Origin of the sequence: Virgibacillus pantothenticus, assembly GCF_018075365.1 — a bacterium.
GTDB classification, from domain to species: domain Bacteria; phylum Bacillota; class Bacilli; order Bacillales; family Amphibacillaceae; genus Virgibacillus; species Virgibacillus pantothenticus.
The window spans coordinates 2,471,640-2,491,031 of the sequence record NZ_CP073011.1 but is presented as its reverse complement, the minus strand read 5'-3'; the positions used below and the strand labels follow the sequence as shown (position 1 = coordinate 2,491,031).

Here is a 19,392-nt window from a genome sequence, read left to right as displayed (position 1 = left end):
TAAGGCCTCATCGGTTCGCGGCAAAGAGGAAGGCCGACTAAAAACGGGCTTGCCGCTCAGGCGTCGGCATACCCCTGTTTTTAGTGCCATGATTCCTAAATCTTTAGTTGATTCGTTCCATTCGCTACGTTGCTAAACGGGCGCCCCGCGCCTTTGTTCCACTATAGGAAAGTATAAGATTTTTTTGGTTTATAGTATAAGAAAAACAAAGGCTTCCGCCATAAGACTTGGCGACAAGCCAAGTTTTTCTAATGAAGGAATATAATAAATAAAGGAGGGTTACTTCATGTTTAAACGACTATCGACAGATACACTAAATTGGATATTAATTGTTGGAGTAATCCTCTTTATTTTAGAGATTACCTTTTTTCAAGGTGGCATGATTATTCCGGCACTTTTTTTTGCTTTGCTTATTTATATAGGACGTCAAAATTTTGAAAAACTATGGGGAAAGTTGTTTTTTTGGTCTGGAATTATAGGCATTATCTTTTCTATATTAAATATGCTGGCCATCCGATTTTTTGTCGTTGCTGCCATTGCGATATTTCTTATTAATTATTCGAAATCAAAAAAAGTAGCAAAGTGGGTGGAACCACATCTGAATTCACATCCAAAACAAGAAGTCAAAGAAAACTTGATTCATAAGCACCCGTTCTTCGATCACCGTTTTTTTGATGACCAAAGGACGGATGATACAGCTTATCAATGGAGAGATGTGAATATTCATGGTGCCTTTGGTGACAGGGTCATTGATCTAAGTAATACGGTGTTACCGAATGATACGGCTGTAATATCCATTCGGCACCTAGTCGGTAATATTGAAATTTACGTACCATATGATGTAGAGGTTAGCATCCACCATAGTTCCGTTATCGGACGTGCACTCATATTTGGAAATTATCATGAAAGAATTATGAATCAAGCGTTATTATACCAAACGAAAGATTATGATACATCGTTTCCTCGAGTAAAAATAATTACCTCCATAATATCTGGGGATATCGAGGTGAAACGTACATGAATCTGCTATTTCGTCATATTTCTACGTCTATTTTCTATAGTATCGTCCTGACCATATTAGTAACAGGAGTCACGCTTTTTGCTTTTGTAGATGATTGGAGCACTATTTTTGACAAGAAGATCGAAGACATTTCCTTTTTATTTATCCTTTTTGTAATTCCAGTTTCCGTTGGGATTGTTACAGGGACTGTGACAGGCTTGTACTGGCGACAACGTATTCACTATCTGGAAAAGAAAATGGAAGAAATTATAAAAGGGCAAAAGTTGAATTTTGACTTGGAAATTCCAAAAGATCTAGGTCAAATGCAACATTACCTTGAACAAGTACAGCATAAGATTAGAATGCAAACAGAGCATGCGCAGCGCTTAGCGACAGAAAGAGCTGTAGAAAGAGAACAAAGCTTACAGGAAATTGTTGTTCAGGAACGAAACAGACTAGCACGAGAATTACATGATTCCGTAAGTCAGCAATTATTTGCAGCCTCTATGATGATGTCGACAATCACAGAAACGAATCCACCTAAGGATGAAACCATACAAAAACAACTTCGTATGGTAGAGAACATGATACAGCAATCACAGTTGGAGATGCGAGCACTCCTTTTGCACTTACGACCAGTAGCTTTAAAAGGAAAGTCCTTACAAGAAGGAACGCAAGAATTACTTATGGAGCTTACGCAAAAAGTACCAATCCAAGTCGATTGGAATATTGAAGCTTTTATTGTTGATAAAGGTGTTGAAGACCAATTATTCCGGATACTCCAGGAAGCTTTATCAAATACACTTCGCCATGCAAAAGCTAATTCTTTACATGTGATGTTAGTAGAAAGAGATGGGAATATTATTTTACGTGTAACCGATGATGGAGTTGGATTTGATATGGGTAAGCTGAAGACGGGATCTTACGGTTTACAGAATATGAGAGAACGAGCTTATGAAGTAGGAGGAAGCTATAAAGTGATTAGCTTTCCAAATCAAGGTACACGCTTGGAAGTGAAGGTTCCTCATTTTGAGAAAGGAGGAGAGGAAGAGTGATCAGGGTTTTATTCGCAGATGATCATGAAATGGTCCGGATTGGAGTAACCTCTTATTTATCAGCACAATCCGACATTGAAGTAGTTGCAGAAGCAGATGATGGAGGAAAAGCTGTAGAGCTCGCTTTGGAATTAAAGCCGGATATCATTTTAATGGATCTCGTTATGAAAGAAATGGATGGCATTGAAGCAACTCGGTTGATTATGGAACAATGGCCGGAAGCCAAAATTATTATTGTGACTAGCTTTTTAGACGATGAAAAGGTGTACCCAGCTTTGGAGGCAGGTGCGACAAGTTATATGTTGAAAACATCCAAAGCAGAGGAAATTGCAAAAGCGATACGGGCTACTTTTGAAGGACAAACTGTTTTAGAACCAGAAGTAACAGGGAAAATAATGAATCGTATGCGCTCACCGGAACGGGCCTTACATGAAGATTTGACAGACAGGGAGCGGGAAATTTTATTGTTATTAGCCCAAGGGAAAACAAACCAAGAAATTGCTGATCAATTATTTATTTCTTTAAAGACGGTTAAAGTTCATGTGAGCAATCTGTTGTCAAAGTTGGAAGTACAAGACCGAACACAGGCTGTTATTTATGCTTTCAAGAACCATCTAGTTAAATAGGCTACCAAAAACGAGTGCATGACCATGTAGCTCGTTTTTTAGTTGAGCATGCAAACAAATGAAGCAGCTAACCATGTTCGGTAGCAATAAATATGGAAACTATCGTACATAGTGCCTTTCAACGTGATTGCTCAATTATTTTCGTTTGTTTTTTTATATCTTTCCCGTACTCCAAAAATCGCTCTGTTAATTGACAAATGGTAAGTAATTCATACGTAATGATTAGCTCCGGTGGGAAATTTGCTACACTAGCGTCTGGTTTTCGGCTGGCAACTCCGTTTTCTCTCCAGTATAGTTCCCTCAGTTCACGAATGTGGGTTTGATTTAACGCTGTTTTACGATTAAAAGTGTCCACAAGTTCGTCCGCAGCTTGACGAATAATCTTTTTTTCATGATCATGCCAAAGGTCATCCCGGAGTCTTGTGGTGACAACATTGTCAATATGATAGTGAATCAGTTTGAGGCAAGTGAGCTGTTTTTCAACTTGTTTAAAAAATCTTTTTTCACTATTCGTTAATGGGTGGTATTTCGCTTCTTCTTTTTGAAACTGGATAAGTGTTTCTGTTTGGCGAATTTTTTTATAGACAACATCTGTCGATTTCAATGCATTGGTAGCTGCTGTTGGTTGCTCAGCCGTTACTGTATAAAACACTTTTTCGATCTTGGCTGCCAAACGTTTTCGTATTGCCATCATGTTTTCAGTAATATGAGACGTATAATCAGGTGGTAAAACAAACATATTGACAGCAGTAGAGACGACTAAGCCGATCGTGGTTGTTCCTAAGCGAATAAGAAAAGAAATAAAATAATTGCTATGAATTACTTCCACCATGGCTACTGCTGTGAGTGTGGCAACTAATAATCCTGCATGTAGTTTTAAACGAAAGCATGTGACAATCGTCAATGTGGCAGCAAGTGCGTACGTTATTGGTGAATTTCCAAACAGGTAAATAAAGAATACGGAGTATGCAGCACCGATTGCTGATGCGGGAAAACGGACAAACCCTTTACGAATAGAATCAGAAACAGTTGGTTCTATGGTTACGATGGCAGTTATAACTGCAAATACAGCCGGGGCGTCGAACAGCTCACAAATCCAGGCAGTTAGAAAAACCGCAACGCCAGTTTTTACGACCCTGCTTCCAATAAAGTGAGAAGGTTTCACAAAAGCTCATCTCCTAGAGGTTATACTTACAAAATGCGATATCCTCATCTATTTTCTACTAAGTAAATAAAAATTTCAACTGAATGAAAAAAAAGGGTTGCATTTTTCAAACAAATCTCATAAACTGTATTATAACAATAAAATTTTTATTAAATCTGTTATATAAAAGGGGGGTTTAAAAGTGAAAATAAGCAAAGACATCGTCATGTGCCCAGATTGTGGAAAGGAGATGGAGGGAATAAGTATGATTCAAGAATGTGATCACTGCCTTTCGAAGAAGCAAGACTAATTTTTTGGTTTTTCTGTTATATAACAAATATAAATGTAATATAACAGAGTGAGTTGGAATAAAATGATTTTTTACAATAACAAAGGGGGAATTTTACAATGACAAATGAGCGGATAAATGATTTGACAAAGGCTTGGGAAAACGATGAACGGTGGATGGGGATAGAGAGACCTTATAGTGCAGAGGACGTCATTCGTCTAAGAGGTTCGATGGATATGACCTATACATTAGCTGAAAAAGGATCGGAAAAATTATGGGAGTTGCTGCAAACGGAAAATTATATTCATGCACTTGGAGCTCTAACAGGAAATCAAGCTGTTCAGCAAGTAAAAGCTGGGTTAAAGGCGATTTATCTGAGCGGTTGGCAAGTGGCAGCGGATGCGAATCTAGCAGGGCAAATGTATCCAGATCAAAGTCTATACCCTGTAAATAGTGTGCCAAATGTGGTAAAGCGCATTAATCAGGCTTTGCAACGAGCCGACCAAATCCACTATTCAGAAGGGAAACAGGATATCGATTGGTTTGCACCGATAGTTGCTGATGCAGAGGCTGGATTCGGTGGGCAATTAAATGTTTTTGAATTAATGAAGTCAATGATTGAGGCAGGCGCATCAGGCGTTCATTTTGAGGATCAATTATCATCAGAGAAAAAATGTGGACACTTAGGTGGTAAAGTATTGCTTCCGACACAGACAGCCGTGCGTAATCTAATTGCTGCCCGCCTAGCTGCGGATGTGATGGGAACACCTACTGTTATCATTGCTAGAACCGATGCGAACGCTGCAGATCTTATTACGAGTGATGTAGATCCATATGATGCTGCATTTATTACCGGAGAACGTACAACGGAAGGTTTTTATAAAACAAAGGCAGGGATTGATCAAGCGATTGCAAGGGGACTTGCTTATGCTCCTTACGCTGACTTAATTTGGTGTGAAACATCGGAACCAAATTACGAAGAAGCAAAGCAATTTGCAGAAGCTATCCGAGAAAAATACCCGAATAAAATGTTAGCTTATAATTGCTCTCCATCGTTTAATTGGAAGAAAAAGCTCAATGACGATGAAATTGCCAGTTTCCAAGAGCAACTGGCAGCTCTAGGATATAAATTCCAATTTGTTACTTTGGCAGGTTTTCATGCTTTAAATTACAGTATGTTTGAACTAGCTAGGAAATATAAGGTTGAAGGTATGAAAGCATACTCGGAACTACAGCAAAACGAATTTCATAGTGAACAATACGGCTATAGTGCTACGAGACATCAACGTGAAGTTGGAACTGGGTACTTTGATGAAGTGGCACAAGTTATTTCTGGAGGTGCCTTTTCAACTGCAGCATTAAAAGGTTCGACAGAAGAAGAACAATTTACTTCTTAAGAAAGTTACAGAATCCTCTAATGATTAACAATGAAATCTTTCATTCATACAGGAAAAAAGAAATATTTTAGTCTCTATTTTGGAATTAAAAAAGGAGCGTTATTCGTTAGCGAATCAACGCTTCTTTTCATGAACAATCAAACTTTATGTCGCATTTGAAATATAATTGTAATATTACTATAATACGATTGCAATTTTTTGCTGTTATAATACGAAGTGCCTAAGAAAATAGTTATACATAAAATAATAGTTTATTCATACAGCCAAACAAAAAAGATAGATACATATAAAACAGGGCTGAATTCTATGTAAAAAGCGGGGGAGTATGTTGAAAAAGTCAATTGTAACAGTTGCGACTGTGACAGTCGTTGGTTTTAGTAGCGCATTTTTTCACACGCAGGTGCAGGCGGAAACGCTAGGAAGTTTGAAGGATAAGCAAACGGAGATTCAAAATGAACGTGAAGCAATCAAAGCAGATTTATCAAAGGCAGAAGCTAAAATTGCGGATGTGTTAATTGAGTTAGAGGAATTAAATAAACAAATAACACAGTTTAATGATGCGATGAAAGAAAACAACGCACAAATCGAAAAAGTCAAAGCGGATATTGCTAAAAAAGAACAAGAAGTGGACAAGCTGGAAAAAGAAATTGCTGCACTAGAAGATGCGATTGAGAAACGTTATAAGAAACTAAAAGAACGTGCAGTTTCTTACCAAAAAAGCGGTGGTGACGTTAGCTATTTAGAAGTTGTTTTAGGTTCTAAAGACTTTGGAGAATTCATTAACCGTGTATCAGCAGTGAATAAAATTACGAATTCAGACGCTAAACTTTTAGAAGAACAAGAAAATGATAAGCAAGAAGTAACCAAAAAACAAGATAAAGTGCTTAAGAGTTTAGAAGAAATGGAAGATCTGCAAGTAGAATTAGAAGGCATGCAGGAAACCATTAAAGAACAGAAGCAAGAAAATGAGAAAAAAGAAGCAAAGTTAAAAGATAAAAAAGCTGATCTGGAGACTTTAAAAGAAGATTTAAAAGGAGAAGATAGCAACTTGGCTGATCTTGAAGCAGAAGTAAGACAAAGCGTTGCTTCTGAACGTCAACCAGCAGCATCGGCTAATAATACTCCTTCTGCTTCAACTTCAACTTCATCTTCACCTTCTGCTTCTGTAAATAACGATTCAAAGGACGGAGACTTGCAAACATTAGGCAGCAAGAGTTCTTCTCCTAAAGCAAAAGCAAAAGCAAAAGCAAAACCTTCAGCAGGAAGTGGTGGAGTAAGTACTATTATCAACTCAGGTTATCAGCATTTAGGTACACCTTATGTTTGGGGTGGTAAAGGTCCGGGCGGATTTGACTGTTCTGGATTTGTATCTTGGGCATTTTCTCAAGGAGGATATTCTATCCCATCAAGTACAAGTGCTTTGGTTGGTGTAGGTCAAAAGATTTCATACAGTGAAATTCAACCTGGGGATCTTGTTTTCTTTGATACGTATAAGAAAAATGGACATGTCGCTATCTATATCGGTGGCGGACAATTCATCGGTGCACAAAGCACACCGGGAGTTTCAGTAGAAAGCATGTCTAATAGTTATTGGAGCAATGCATTCAAAGGTCACGTACGTCGTGTGCTATAATCACATAAAAAAGCCGTTCTCATTATGAGAACGGCTTTTTTGACTATTCTACCATTAGTACTAAAGCATTTAATAGGCTAGACCCCAAAAACGGGAATTTCCGTTGCTGAAGAGAGTTAGACAGCCATCTTTTTGATCAAAATTCTCTTTAGCAAATTTTTTTCGAAATATAGGGAGCATAAAAGTGTTCCTGCATCTTTTGAAGTTTTAGGCGATGATGGAGGCGAAAATCCAGATTTTTGGGCGCACTTGTCCCCTGACAGGCAAACGCTCTAATCGATATGCCCGTTTTAAGACGGATGGTACACCTCCCACACCTGAGCGATAATTAGATAGTTCTCGGTGGCGATCTGTCCCGATTTTAGAACTCGTCTGATCAGTGCGGATTTTGTTTTCACTAAACGAAATATGATACGCACGTTTTTGCTCTTTCACTTAGTATCGTTCAAATAGTGGACAGTTTTGACGATAGAACCACCATGCTTTTCTTCAACATGTCCATCACATAGCCAGGAAAGGATTGGTCCTGATCAAATAGTGTTTTTTGTACGTTTTTCTTTACGTGTTTAAACATTATCCAAAACCTCCAACGTAAAAGTGCTATTACAATTATAACGAATTTTTTCATTTAGTTGGGCGCTTTTTTGACCTTTTGGGTGAGAACCAACTTCTATCATCCCAAAAAATATAGAATAATTTTTATTTTATGGACATTTTTCTAAACAATAGAATGAAATTAGCAGTACGTCTCCAATATTTGGGGCGCTTTTTTTGTTTAGAAATCATAACCACAGATGCCCAATCTAATTGAAAATTGTATAGTGTGTGGTTTTGGATTCATTTACTTGTAATTTACAGATTATTAGCTGCAACAATATAGAAATTCCGTTTGTTCTCATAGTGGGAATATTGCGTTTAATATTCTCTGATGTGGGTATACATAAATAACCCCCAAGATAATAGGAAATTGCTGCCATCTTGTTTTCATACTTGATAACCATAGCTAGTCGATTTCCCCTTACTCACTTTTCATTTTGAAATCAGCTTGTAAACTAGAACAGAAAGGAATTGTTATGAACAAAAGTACATTGAATAACCCTGTGTTTTACGTTTCTGCATTTGTTGTATTTTTACTAGTCATTATCGGAGCTACTCTGCCAAATCGTTTTGGAGCAGTAGCAGAAAAATTGTTTCATTTTACAACGATTCATTTTGGCTGGTTTTATTTATTAGCTGTGTTTGTTTTCGTTGTTTTCCTCATCACGCTATCTTTAAGTAAGTTTGGTAAAATAAAGCTAGGAGCAACACTAACTAAACCCGAATATTCATTTTTTACTTGGATTGGTATGCTTTTTTCTGCTGGTTTTGGTGCAGGTCTTGTTTTTTGGGGAGTAGCTGAACCTATGAGTCATTTTTTTAAAACACCGTTTCCTGCAGTGGAAGCCATGAGTGAAGAAGCAGCAAGAGTTGCAATGGGATATGCGTTTTTTCATTGGGGAGTTAGTCAGTGGTCTGTATTTGCTATTGTTGGCTTAGTTATTGCCTACTTGCAGTTTAGGAAAAAACGACGAGGATTAATATCTACCTCCATTCAACCAATTATCGGAAAAAATAAATTTATTGCTGATACGGTCGATTCTTTAGCGGTTATAGCAACTGTGATGGGAGTGGCAACGTCTTTAGGGTTGGGAATCCTACAGATGAACGGAGGATTAAAATCTGTTTTTGATGTTCCGACTTCGATTTGGGTACAAATGGCGATTGCGGGAGTCATGCTCATTACATATTTAATTTCATCAAGCACGGGATTAGATCGAGGAATTAAATGGTTAAGCAATATTAATCTGGGTCTTTGTTTATTATTATTAGTGTTCGTCTTTATGGCTGGTCCGACTGTTTTTATATTAAATACATTTGTTTTAGGTCTAGGTGATTATTTTTCTAATTTTATTGGATATAGTCTTCGTTTAACCCCATACACAGGAGATACGTGGGTAAGAGAATGGACGATTTTCTATTGGGCATGGTCTACAGCCTGGTCTCCTTTTGTTGGTGCGTTTATAGCACGTGTGTCCAGAGGAAGAAGTATTCGTCAATATGTATTAGGAGTACTAGTTGTTTCTCCGGCTATCGCTTGTATTTGGATTGCAGCTTTTGGTGGTACAGCTGTATACAATGATTTAATGAATGGAACTTCTATAGCAGAAGCTGTGAATGCAGATATAGCAGTTGCTCTTTTTGAAACATATCAGCATTTACCTATGACAACAATCCTTTCCATACTTTCTATCTTTTTAATCTTTACATTTCTAGTTACTTCTGCAGACTCTGCAACTTATATTCTTGGTGTAATGACCTCAAGAGGAAGTTTAAACCCTACATTAGTTACCAAAATTGTCTGGGGACTTTTAATTACAGCTATAGCAGTGGTATTGCTGTTAGCTGGTGGTTTAGAAGCATTACAAACTGCTTCATTAATTTCTGCGCTCCCATTTACAGTAATACTATTGCTGATGATGGCTTCGTTTACAAGAATGTTATCAAAAGGTGAAAAAAAAGCGGAACAGGATAAAGAATAGCAGGAAGCAGTAAGGTGAGATCACACTTTACTGCTTTTCTTTCTTATTTATCTCGCATATAATATGCTACTAGACTCCCGTTTCAGCAGTTGGCTCATCTGTTCTGCAACAAGTCTACGTGGGAGATACAGCACCTAAATGCTCTATTTTGTAAGAGACCCTTTAGGTCATCCATTTTAACACTCAGTGGGGATGAGTGAAAATCCACGCTGATTTTCACTTTTTATAGCTGACCCGAACTCGGTGCTATTGTAAATGATGATATGGAAGTATAGCAGGCTTAGTTACCGTTATAGGATAATTTTATTAGGATGTCGATGATATGAAAGATGAATTCGTTCGGTATAAGGGAAACGATTGCTTCAGACAATGAAAAGCGATATCAAAAGCATAGGTAAAGGAAACTACGATTGTTGAAGCATTTTACTAGCGTTGCTTCGTAAAATCCAATAACGGGTTGTAAATAAGGGTTAGAATCACCAAAAAGTAGCGGATATACATAAGAACTATTGAAACAAAAAGTGGATGTTTTGTTGCCAAAGCCTTCCTTGTTCTGCGGGGAAGCCGGCAACCGAGCATCCTACAGGAAGCTGTTTTTTGCTTCCGCAGAAGTTAAGGCCCCTCCGCGTAAAAGTGTACCTCCACTGCGGGCTCACAAGCGATTATTATAAACCTTTCCTTAATAATTGCAAGCTTAACTACATTCACCGCGGAAGGAACTCCTGTACATCCTTGACAGCTTCGAAATAAATGATGATTTGACAGTCCATATAAACGTAAGTATACTGTGGTTAGCTAAGTATTTAAAATAATCATTTTCTAGGGTTCCGCAGATACAAGTAAGTAGCTATCTGGACTGGACCAAGAGAAAATGCACGGTTCATTACGTGTACACGGAGGGATAAAAGCCCGGGAGGATATCTAGCAAATATGATATCTTTCTGGGTTTTTTGTTTGCTTTTTTTAAGAGATAAGAAATCACTATGGCTCGCCAAGAGCGCAAGCCACCATCTATGATGAAAAACACTTAAAGACGGTTTTTTCATACAAAAGTATAAAATTTGTTGCTTGGGATAAGAGAATAGCCACGTCCGGCGCAAGCACCCAGCAACTAGGCAACTTCACGAATCGCCCTACGACAAGTCACCATCTGTTGTAGCTAAGAGGAAGGCCGACTAAATACGGGCTTGCCGCTCAGGCGTCGACATAGCCCTGGTTGCAGGGGCATGGTTCCTAAATCTTTAGTTGATTCGTTCCAGTTGCTACGTTGCTAAACGATCGCCTTGCGCCTTTGTTCACATGAAAGGTAATGAAGGAGTGGATTAGATAGTTTAGAGTATATAAAGTGAACCTTCAGGCAGTAGAGGATTCCTTAGCTAGCTAAAAAAAACTAATGATTAAAAAAGGTGATGTTGATGAATAAAGACTGGAATACTGTATTTCTTGCTGGATTGTTTGAAATTGGCTGGGTAATTGGTTTAAAACATGCAAACAGTTGGATGGATTGGATTCTGACGCTGATCGCGATTTATGTAAGCATGCATTTACTTGTTATCGCCTCACGCCGATTACCAGTAGGTTCAAGCTATGCAGTATTTGCAGGTATAGGAAGTGCAGGAACAGTTATAGCAGAAATAGTGCTTTTTGGAGAGCTGGTACAACCGTTAAAAATAGTGCTAATTCTACTATTAGTAACGGGAGTTATTGGTTTGAAGTTGGTAACGCCGCAAAAAGAAAAGGAAGAGGTGTCGTAATGGATTGGATTATTCTTTTTGTAGCAGGGTTTACGGAAATAATTGGCGTAACAGGTATTAATAAAGTGAATCAACGAGTGAATGCAATATCATTAATATGGTTTCTAGGCGGATTTGGACTAAGTTATATTTTATTAGGCATTGCGATGGAAACAATTGCAATGAGTACTGCTTATGCTGTTTGGACAGGGATGGGAACGGTGGGAAGTGCGCTCGCTGGTATGTTGTTCTTTCATGAGTCGAAGGATTGGAGGAGATTGCTTTTCATCGGTATGATTTTAAGTGCTGCAGTTGGTTTAAAGCTTATTTCATAGTCAATCAGCTAGAATGAAAAGGGAACAATTCTTATGTTTATGATACATTCCTAGCGGTTATACATTACTAAGAAGTAGATAGTATTGAAGGAGTGGAGTCTGGAATGGATATAAACAAAGAACTAGAATATTTAGAATCAGTGGAAAGGGAAGGGCCAGATAAAGTATTTACAATGTACTTAAATACAGACCCTTCCGACCCTGAACAGCAGGGCAGAGAATGGAAAATCCAATTTAAAAATGGGATCCGTAATTTTGAAAAGTATTTAGAAGAAGCAGATGACAAAGAAGAGCTTAAAAGTTTTCAGCAAGTGAAACAAAAAGTAGAAAAGTTTATCCGAGGTAATGAACAGCAATTTCGTAGAGGCGTTATTGTATTTGCAACTGCAGATGAAGAAGTGTGGTTTGCAACAAGGGTGCAAATGCGTTTGCAAACGGAATTTTATTGGCAGGAAACCCCTTTAGTGGAGCAATTAAAGAAACTAAAAGAGCAGTATCCAAAAACAGGAATTATATTAGTTCAACAAAACCAAGTAAGAGTCATCGAATCCTATTTAAATGAACTGGAAATGGAGAAGAATTACGAATTAGATATTGAAGTAGATGACTGGCGTGAGAAAACTGCGATGGGGCCTGGTAATCCAACCATCCAAAAGGATGACTTGAATGCCCGCTTTGAAGCTAATAAGCACCGTTGGTATAAATCATTGGCTCCTAAAATAGATAAACAGGCGAAAGATAGAGCTTGGGAAAATATAATTATCATAGGTGAACCAGGCCAGGCTCAGGCATTCCAAAACCAAATGACAAAGCAAGTGGATGAAGTAATCAATAAAAATATGTTGGATCATGAGGCGTCAAAAATATTGGGAGAAATATTTGGGTAAGGAAACGAGAGTTTGGTGCTTACCAGACTCTCGTTTCCTGAGTGGTTTTAAACTGAATAGCATGATTAGACCGATAACACCAGTGCTACTGGCAAAAGCGAAACGATTAACGACAAGCTAATATATCCAATTGCTTTGTTGAATTGGTGTTGGAAAATTAATTGTAATGTTTCATTTCCAAATGTCGAAAAAGTTGTATACGCTCCGCAAAACCCTACTCCTAATACCAGCCACCATGTATGTGGAAGAATTCCCCTTGTGTAAAGATGCACAAAAAAAGCTAAGAGTAAGGACCCAGTAATGTTCGCCAGCCATGTCCCAATCAATCGTTTGTGAGTTGTAATAGATAGCTGGTAACGAGTAATGCTTCCAAAAAAACCTCCTAAAGCAACGAACAAAAAACTCATACTTCTGCCTTCTTTCTAGTATGTATGGAAAACTGATAGCCCATATAACAAAATAATAGACCTCCAATAATACTAAGTAAAACATACATAATGGCTAATAATACGTTGTTACTCCAAAGCTCGATTGTTTCAACTGCAAACGTGGAGAAAGTGGTAAACGAGCCAATTAATCCAGTAGTTAAGGCTGTGAACAATGCAGGAGATAGTCGCTCTTTTATTTGCTTATGATTTAATAGCAAACTTAACAAAAAACAACCGAGCAAATTGGCGCATAAAGTAGCAAAGGGGAAGCCCTTTGCTGTAAATATAAAAGATATACCATATCTCCCCATTGCACCAATCGCTCCGCCAATTCCAATTGCTGTCATTGTTTTTATGCGAGTGCTAATTTGCATCCGGGACACCTTCCGTAAATTTCAAATTTATGTCCTTCAATCGAATAGTCTGTTAATAGTTGCTCCACTTCTTCCATTGGACAAATATCAATTTCTTTCGTTTTACCACAATCTTTACAAATAAAGTGGTGGTGATGATGGTGTACACAATTCATTCGGAAATGTTTTTCTCCATCTAATTCTGTAGTTTCCAAAATACCAAGGTCATGATAGAGATGAAGATTTCGATAGATGGTATCAAAGCTAATACCAGGATAGCTTTCCTCTAAATGCGTGATCAAATCTTTAGCAGTGCGATAACCATCTGCTTTTTCAAAAAAAGATAGGATATCTTTACGTTTTCCCGTCATTTTATAGCCTTTTTTACGTAAAAGTGTGACAGCTTCATTTCTATTCATATAGCTTCCCTCACTTTGTTTTTTACTCTAGTAACTTATTATTGGTCAGCAAGAAGGAAAATGTGTGTTGCTTTCCCTACATTACATTGAAAATTTGAACTAGGGCTTGCTAGCTATACAGCTTTCGATCGGTACCGTTTCGCAACAATGGAGATTAATAACAGTGCAATAGCTACCATCACAATCGTTCCTCCAGGTGGTATACTTAAATAATACCCAGTTATCAATCCTATCATAACAGCTATTTCACCAAATACAACAGATAAAAACACCATTTGCTTAAATCCCTTCGCAAATCGCATACTTGCTGCAACTGGTAGTGTCATTAGAGCAGAAACGAGCAAAACACCAACAATTCTCATAGAAACAGCAATTACTAAAGCAGTTAAAACAATAAATAGCAGATGAATCGCTTTTGCATGTAGTCCTGAAATAGTTGCATGTTCTTCATCGAAAGATAAGTTGAATAATTCCTTGAAAAATAATACGATCATAATGATAATGAAAATTGCGATCCCCGCAATAGCGTAAAAGTCGCTTTTACTCACTGCAGAGACAGAACCAAATAAATAATTAAATAAATCGGTATTAAATCCATCTGCTACAGAAATAAAAATGACACTAAGTCCAACTCCACCCGATAGAATAATCGGTATAGCTAGCTCTTGGTATGCTTTATAAACGCCACGCAGCTTTTCGATCAATATGGAACCAACAACGGAAAAGACCATTCCGCTATATAATGGACTGATCATAAGCGCAAATTTTTTCTCTAGTAATAAACCAAATGCAATTCCAGCTAATGTGACGTGTGACAGTGCATCTGCGAGCAGTGACAATCTCCTGACCACAATAAATGACCCTAATAAAGGGGCAATTAAGCCAATTATTATTCCGGTAAACAGTGTGTTTCTTAAAAAATCGTATTCCATAAAATCTACTAGCATATGACTTCCTCCAAATCAATGGTCATGTGTTACTAAATGGATGTTGTGACCGTAAATATGCGACCATTCTTCGTTCGTTAATGATTTATATGCCTCTGGCTTACCATGGAAATGCAAGGTTTTATTTAAACAAGCAATTTCTGTAGCTTGTTCTGCTATTGTTCCAGTGTCATGTGTTACCATAAGCATTGTAATTCCTCTATTGCGGTTTAAATGGTCAAGCAACTCATAAAAACGTTGCACATTTTCATTATCTACACCTACCGTCGGTTCATCTAAAATGAGTAGCTCGGGATCACTGACTAAAGACCTGGCAATAAAAATTCGCTGTTGCTGCCCGCCCGATAAATTACCGATATTTTCGTGCGTATATGCTTCCATTCCAACTTGGGCGATTGCTTCCAGGATTTTTTCTTTATGTTTCTTTTGGAAAAACCTTAAATAGCCAATTTTAGCTGTTAATCCCATGGATACTACTTCATAAACGGTTGCCGGAAACCCTTTATTAAATGCGTTTGCTTTTTGTGAAACATAGCCAAGCTTATTCCAGTCGTTAAACCTTTCAATCGGTTGGCTGAATAGACGGATGTTCCCGCTATCAGCCTTTTGCAACCCGAGAATTAATTTAATAAGCGTGGTTTTACCACCCCCATTTGGTCCAACTAACCCCATAAAGGAACCTTGAGGTACAGAAAAATGGATATGATCTAACACTTTCTTATTTTCATAGGAAAAACTAACATTCTCCATAGAAATAACGGCTTCACTCATCATTTAACCCCCTTACAAGTAAATTGCTCAATCAAGTATTAAGATGTTACTTGATCGAGTGTTTCTAGGTTTTTTTTCATAATCGAAAGGTAATCTTCATTATTTTCGAGATCTTTTTCTGTTAAGACAGACAGATTATGAATGGTAGCAGTTTTTGCTTGAATGTGTTCTTGAATAACCTTCGAGACACGATTGGACGTATTTTGCTCGAAAATAATATAATTAAGGTTATATTTTTCGGCTTGGTCAATGATTTCCGTTAATTCTTTCTGTGATGGTTCATTATTAGTAGACAACCCGTTGATGGCAATTTGTTCTAGACCATATCGTTCCTCCCAATATCCGTAAGCCGCATGGGATACGAGAATATGCTTGTTTGTTTTTGCTTCTAAGACAGTTTGAAAATCATGATCCAGTGACTGTAATTGTTCTTTTAATTTATTAAAATTAGCTTGATATAGATCCTTTTCGTCAGGATTGAGCTCGATTAATTGATCCTTAACGATTTCAGATAATTCGATCATTCGCATAGGGTCAAGCCAAATATGTGGGTCATGGTCTCCATGAGAATGACCGTCATGGGCTCCCTCTTCATAAGAATAACCGTCGTTATGAGCTTCGGCTTCGTCATCATGGGATTTTTCTTCATCAGAGTGACCGTCGTTATGAGCTTCGGCTTCGTCATCATGGGATTTTTCTTTATCAGAATGACCGTCGTTATGAGTTTCGGCTTCGCCATCATGGGGTTTTTCTTTATCAGAATGCGCTTCTTCTTCATGTGAATGACCACTCGCATCATTCTTGGTTCCTTTGTCAAAAAGATGCTCGTTTTTTCCTAGCTCGATAAGCTTGACGTCCTCTGAGTCCAATGCGTCTGCTGCACTTTCAGCAAACCCTTCCATCCCTGCACCCAAGTAAATAAATGCATCACTTCTAGCTATATTTGTCATATCTTTTGAAGTTGGTTCATACGAATGGGCATCGACTCCTGGTGGATAAACGGAGTGAACATCAGCGGTTTCCCCAGCAATTTGCTCTACAGCAAATTGAATCGGATAAATCGACGTGTATATGTTTAAATCCGTGTTGTTTTCAGTGGAACCATCTGATTTAGTACAACCGGCAACGAATAAAGTAATCAAACCAAGGATAAGTATGGCAATGGATGTTCTTTTCAATAGTTGTTCCTCCTCTTTAAAATATCTTCTGTAATATAATATCGTAATCATTCCGAAATGTAAATAGGAATGATTACGATTATTTTTCGGAAAATAAATATGCCTTAGAAAATATGGCGATCACACATAAAATCTGTAAAGTACAATACTAATCAAAACTATATGTACTATATAAAACAAGTTAGTTCGTAATAAAGTTTGCTTTATCAACGGAAAGAAGTGAAGCAATTTACGAAACAGCAAATTGTATGAACGCAATCTTACGGTTGTTTTTTATTATCTAAGCAGACAAATAGCGTTTAAATAAAAAAACTGATAAAAAAGAAGGAAAGGAAAAAGGATTTTTTCTAATTCGAGGAGTGAATATAATGGAAAAATATCGATTGGACCCGACGAAAGGACTGGAATTTGGCCTCTATACCCTTGGAGACCATTTACCGGACCCTCACACGGGGAAGAAAATATCTGCTGAACAACGTATTCATGAAATTATAAAGTTAGCTCAATTAGCAGAACAGGCGGGTATTGACTTTTTTAGTGTGGGAGAAAGCCATCAGGATTATTTTGTTACGCAAGCACACGCTGTTGTGTTATCGGCAATTGCCCAGGCAACGAAAAAAATTAAACTTTCCAGTTCTTCGACCATTATAAGTACGTCTGATCCGGTTCGTGTATATGAGAATTTTGCAACGATTGATCTAATCTCGAAAGGAAGAGTGGAAATTGTCGCTGGAAGAGCTTCACGAATTGGACTATTTGATTTATTGGGTTATGATATACGTGATTACGAAGCGTTATTTGAGGAAAAATTTGATTTATTACTACAAATCAATGATTCAGAGCAAGTAAATTGGGAAGGGGAATTTCGTGCACCTTTAAAAAATGCTAGCGTGCTTCCACGACCATTAAATGGGTCCATGCCCATTTGGCGAGCGGTTGGTGGGTCACCTGCCAGTGCCATAAAGGCAGGATATGCAGGAGTTCCAATATATCTTGCTCATCTAGGAGGGCCAGCAACCAGCTTTAAACAATCCATTGATGCTTATAGGGGTGCCTTAAAACAGAGCGGGTATAACCCAACGGATTTTCCTGTTGCAACTGCTGGCTTTTTCTATGCAGCGGAAACAACACAGCAAGCGCTAAGAGACATGTATCCGCATATTAACGAAGGAATGAAATTAACGAATGGGCAAGGATTTCCAAAGCAGCATTTTGCCCAAGGTGCACATGAGCATAATGTAATGAATATCGGAAGTCCCCAACAAATCATTGAGAAAATACTTTATCAGCATGAATTGTTTGGGCACCAGCGTTATATTGGACAAATGGATTTTGGTGGGATGCCATTTGATAAATTGAAGAAAAATATTGAAATCATCGGTACAGAAATTTTACCTGCTATTAAGAAGCATACCGCACGAAAATAAGGAGGAATACGATGAAGATTGTCGGAATATCTGGATCACGTATTGGAACGAAGACAAAAACAGCTATGGGTTATACACTCCACGTATTGAAGGAAAACTACTCAGAGGTAGAGACCAAATTAATCGACTTAGCCGACTATGAGATACCGTTTAGTGACGGGAGGCATTATCTGGAATACGAAGGGGATACAGGTGAAATATTGCAGGTCATTATGGAAGCAGACGCACTGATTATTGGTACGCCAATTTTCCAAGCATCTATCCCAGCTTCATTAAAAAACATATTTGACCATCTCCCTGTCAATGCTCTCCAAGATAAAGTTGTAAGCATGGTTATAACAGCAGGTTCTGCCAAGCATTATTTAATAGCGGAACAGCAATTAAAACCGATCTTAGGCTATATGAAAGCACAAATAGTCCAAACCTATGTTTTTATGGAAGAAAAGGATTTCTACAACCAACAAATTATTAACGATGATGTAGTTTTCCGTATTGAACGTTTAGTGGAAGATACTGTTACCCTCACCGAGACGTATGCCAACATCCGCCAAACTAAAGAAGCAAAGTATGGATTTTAGCAAGTGTTTTAACATGGATGGTGCGAGTTATGCTAAGCTTTTAGTAATGCTCAACGCTAGACAGAAAAATATCCCGTATATAGGGTGCTGTAAGTATCCCACTTTTGTAGTTGGATAATCTGCATTGCAACAGTCTAAGTGAGAGATAACACCACTACCTAAATGCCCTATTTCGTAAGCGGCCTTGAGGTCATACCATTACGGTACTAACAACCAGCAGGGGATGAATGAAACCCCCTACGATTGAAGATTTACTTGATCTGCGGACAAAGAATATTTTAGTATATCGTTTACTTCATTTAGTGGAAGAGAAAGTAAACCTCCACTAAATGAAGTTTGTTTACTCTGAATGTAAGATTCCATGAAATTCCCCTTCAAATTAACGATAAAATCTAAGTGGGAGATACCGGCGCCAAATACTCGCTTCACCCAATTTGGTAAGATGCCAATCACTAAACGATTGCAACAAGCCCAGGGAAAGCTACGTTAGCAACGCATTCGCTCGCGCAGTAAAATTGTTTTCTATTTCAAGGGAACTTAAGATATTAGCCGTTGGTTTATTTCTATTCGTAGAAGGAGGAGGAATCACTACTGAATGAAGTATAACTTTACT

19 protein-coding genes and 1 riboswitch are annotated in these 19,392 nt (G+C 37.9%); of the genes, 11 read left to right on the top strand and 8 right to left on the bottom strand.

Going from position 1 to position 19,392, the window contains the following annotated elements:
- The first annotated feature begins 286 nt into the window (after positions 1–286).
- The 3 genes from liaF to KBP50_RS11660 are packed head-to-tail and all read left to right on the top strand — an operon-like array spanning position 287 to position 2,681.
- Positions 287–1,021, top strand: coding sequence for a cell wall-active antibiotics response protein LiaF (gene liaF / locus KBP50_RS11670; RefSeq protein ID WP_050352395.1), 735 nt, complete (start codon positions 287–289; stop codon positions 1,019–1,021).
- The gene (locus tag KBP50_RS11665; protein WP_050352396.1) at positions 1,018–2,055 is read left to right on the top strand and encodes a sensor histidine kinase; all 1,038 of its coding nucleotides are present in this window, start codon (positions 1,018–1,020) and stop codon (positions 2,053–2,055) included. Before liaF ends, KBP50_RS11665 begins: the two co-directional genes overlap by 4 nt.
- Positions 2,052–2,681, top strand: a complete 630-nt coding sequence (locus tag KBP50_RS11660; RefSeq protein WP_050352397.1) for a response regulator — start codon at positions 2,052–2,054, stop codon at positions 2,679–2,681. The genes KBP50_RS11665 and KBP50_RS11660 overlap by 4 nt, the downstream gene beginning before the upstream one ends.
- A gap of 118 nt (positions 2,682–2,799) precedes the next feature.
- On the opposite strand, the gene KBP50_RS11655 is transcribed toward KBP50_RS11660, so the two are convergent.
- Positions 2,800–3,846 (bottom strand): aromatic acid exporter family protein, encoded by a 1,047-nt coding sequence (locus KBP50_RS11655; protein WP_050352398.1) that lies wholly within the window; start codon positions 3,844–3,846, stop codon positions 2,800–2,802.
- A 387-nt stretch (positions 3,847–4,233) separates the two neighbouring features.
- Here KBP50_RS11655 and aceA point away from each other — a divergent pair, with 387 nt between their 5' ends.
- Both aceA and KBP50_RS11645 read left to right on the top strand, forming a co-directional pair.
- Positions 4,234–5,511, top strand: a complete 1,278-nt coding sequence (gene aceA / locus KBP50_RS11650; RefSeq protein WP_050352399.1) for an isocitrate lyase — start codon at positions 4,234–4,236, stop codon at positions 5,509–5,511.
- A gap of 325 nt (positions 5,512–5,836) precedes the next feature.
- Positions 5,837–7,144 (top strand): C40 family peptidase, encoded by a 1,308-nt coding sequence (locus KBP50_RS11645; RefSeq protein WP_050352400.1) that lies wholly within the window; start codon positions 5,837–5,839, stop codon positions 7,142–7,144.
- Between the two features lie 445 nt (positions 7,145–7,589).
- Here the strand turns inward: KBP50_RS11645 and KBP50_RS22495 are convergent, their stop codons facing one another.
- Positions 7,590–7,718: a hypothetical protein gene (locus KBP50_RS22495; protein WP_257786691.1), complete on the bottom strand. Its 129-nt coding sequence runs from the start codon at positions 7,716–7,718 to the stop codon at positions 7,590–7,592.
- Between the two features lie 499 nt (positions 7,719–8,217).
- Here KBP50_RS22495 and KBP50_RS11640 point away from each other — a divergent pair, with 499 nt between their 5' ends.
- From KBP50_RS11640 to KBP50_RS11625, 4 genes are all read left to right on the top strand, one after another.
- A complete protein-coding gene (locus tag KBP50_RS11640; RefSeq protein WP_050352401.1) occupies positions 8,218–9,723 on the top strand; it encodes a BCCT family transporter in 1,506 nt (501 codons plus the stop codon).
- Between the two features lie 808 nt (positions 9,724–10,531).
- Positions 10,532–10,641: riboswitch (guanidine-I (ykkC/yxkD leader) on the top strand.
- A gap of 497 nt (positions 10,642–11,138) precedes the next feature.
- On the top strand, positions 11,139–11,477 hold the full coding sequence (locus KBP50_RS11635; protein WP_050352402.1) for a DMT family transporter: 339 nt from the start codon (positions 11,139–11,141) through the stop codon (positions 11,475–11,477).
- Positions 11,477–11,791: a DMT family transporter gene (locus tag KBP50_RS11630; protein ID WP_050352403.1), complete on the top strand. Its 315-nt coding sequence runs from the start codon at positions 11,477–11,479 to the stop codon at positions 11,789–11,791. The genes KBP50_RS11635 and KBP50_RS11630 overlap by 1 nt, the downstream gene beginning before the upstream one ends.
- A 104-nt stretch (positions 11,792–11,895) precedes the next feature.
- A complete protein-coding gene (locus KBP50_RS11625) occupies positions 11,896–12,678 on the top strand; it encodes a VLRF1 family aeRF1-type release factor (protein ID WP_050352404.1) in 783 nt (260 codons plus the stop codon).
- Positions 12,679–12,743: 65 nt separating this feature from the next.
- On the opposite strand, the gene crcB (KBP50_RS11620) is transcribed toward KBP50_RS11625, so the two are convergent.
- The 6 genes from crcB (KBP50_RS11620) to KBP50_RS11595 all read right to left on the bottom strand — a co-directional run bounded on the left by crcB (KBP50_RS11620) (position 12,744) and on the right by KBP50_RS11595 (position 16,774).
- Positions 12,744–13,085, bottom strand: a complete 342-nt coding sequence (crcB, locus tag KBP50_RS11620) for a fluoride efflux transporter CrcB (RefSeq protein WP_050352405.1) — start codon at positions 13,083–13,085, stop codon at positions 12,744–12,746.
- Positions 13,082–13,480, bottom strand: a complete 399-nt coding sequence (gene crcB / locus KBP50_RS11615; protein WP_076361904.1) for a fluoride efflux transporter CrcB — start codon at positions 13,478–13,480, stop codon at positions 13,082–13,084. The genes crcB (KBP50_RS11620) and crcB (KBP50_RS11615) overlap by 4 nt, the downstream gene beginning before the upstream one ends.
- Entirely contained in the window at positions 13,459–13,878 is a 420-nt protein-coding gene (locus KBP50_RS11610) for a Fur family transcriptional regulator (RefSeq protein ID WP_050352406.1), read from the bottom strand. Before KBP50_RS11610 ends, crcB (KBP50_RS11615) begins: the two co-directional genes overlap by 22 nt.
- A 113-nt stretch (positions 13,879–13,991) precedes the next feature.
- On the bottom strand, positions 13,992–14,825 hold the full coding sequence (locus KBP50_RS11605) for a metal ABC transporter permease (protein ID WP_050352407.1): 834 nt from the start codon (positions 14,823–14,825) through the stop codon (positions 13,992–13,994).
- 15 nt (positions 14,826–14,840) lie between these two features.
- Positions 14,841–15,596: a metal ABC transporter ATP-binding protein gene (locus tag KBP50_RS11600; RefSeq protein ID WP_050352408.1), complete on the bottom strand. Its 756-nt coding sequence runs from the start codon at positions 15,594–15,596 to the stop codon at positions 14,841–14,843.
- Positions 15,597–15,634: 38 nt separating this feature from the next.
- On the bottom strand, positions 15,635–16,774 hold the full coding sequence (locus KBP50_RS11595; RefSeq protein WP_050352409.1) for a metal ABC transporter solute-binding protein, Zn/Mn family: 1,140 nt from the start codon (positions 16,772–16,774) through the stop codon (positions 15,635–15,637).
- Positions 16,775–17,142: 368 nt separating this feature from the next.
- On the opposite strand from KBP50_RS11595, the gene KBP50_RS11590 reads away from it, so the two are divergent.
- Entirely contained in the window at positions 17,143–18,201 is a 1,059-nt protein-coding gene (locus KBP50_RS11590) for an LLM class flavin-dependent oxidoreductase (protein ID WP_050352410.1), read from the top strand.
- Positions 18,202–18,212: 11 nt separating this feature from the next.
- On the top strand, positions 18,213–18,779 hold the full coding sequence (locus KBP50_RS11585) for an NADPH-dependent FMN reductase (protein ID WP_050352411.1): 567 nt from the start codon (positions 18,213–18,215) through the stop codon (positions 18,777–18,779).
- Positions 18,780–19,392 lie beyond the last annotated feature (613 nt).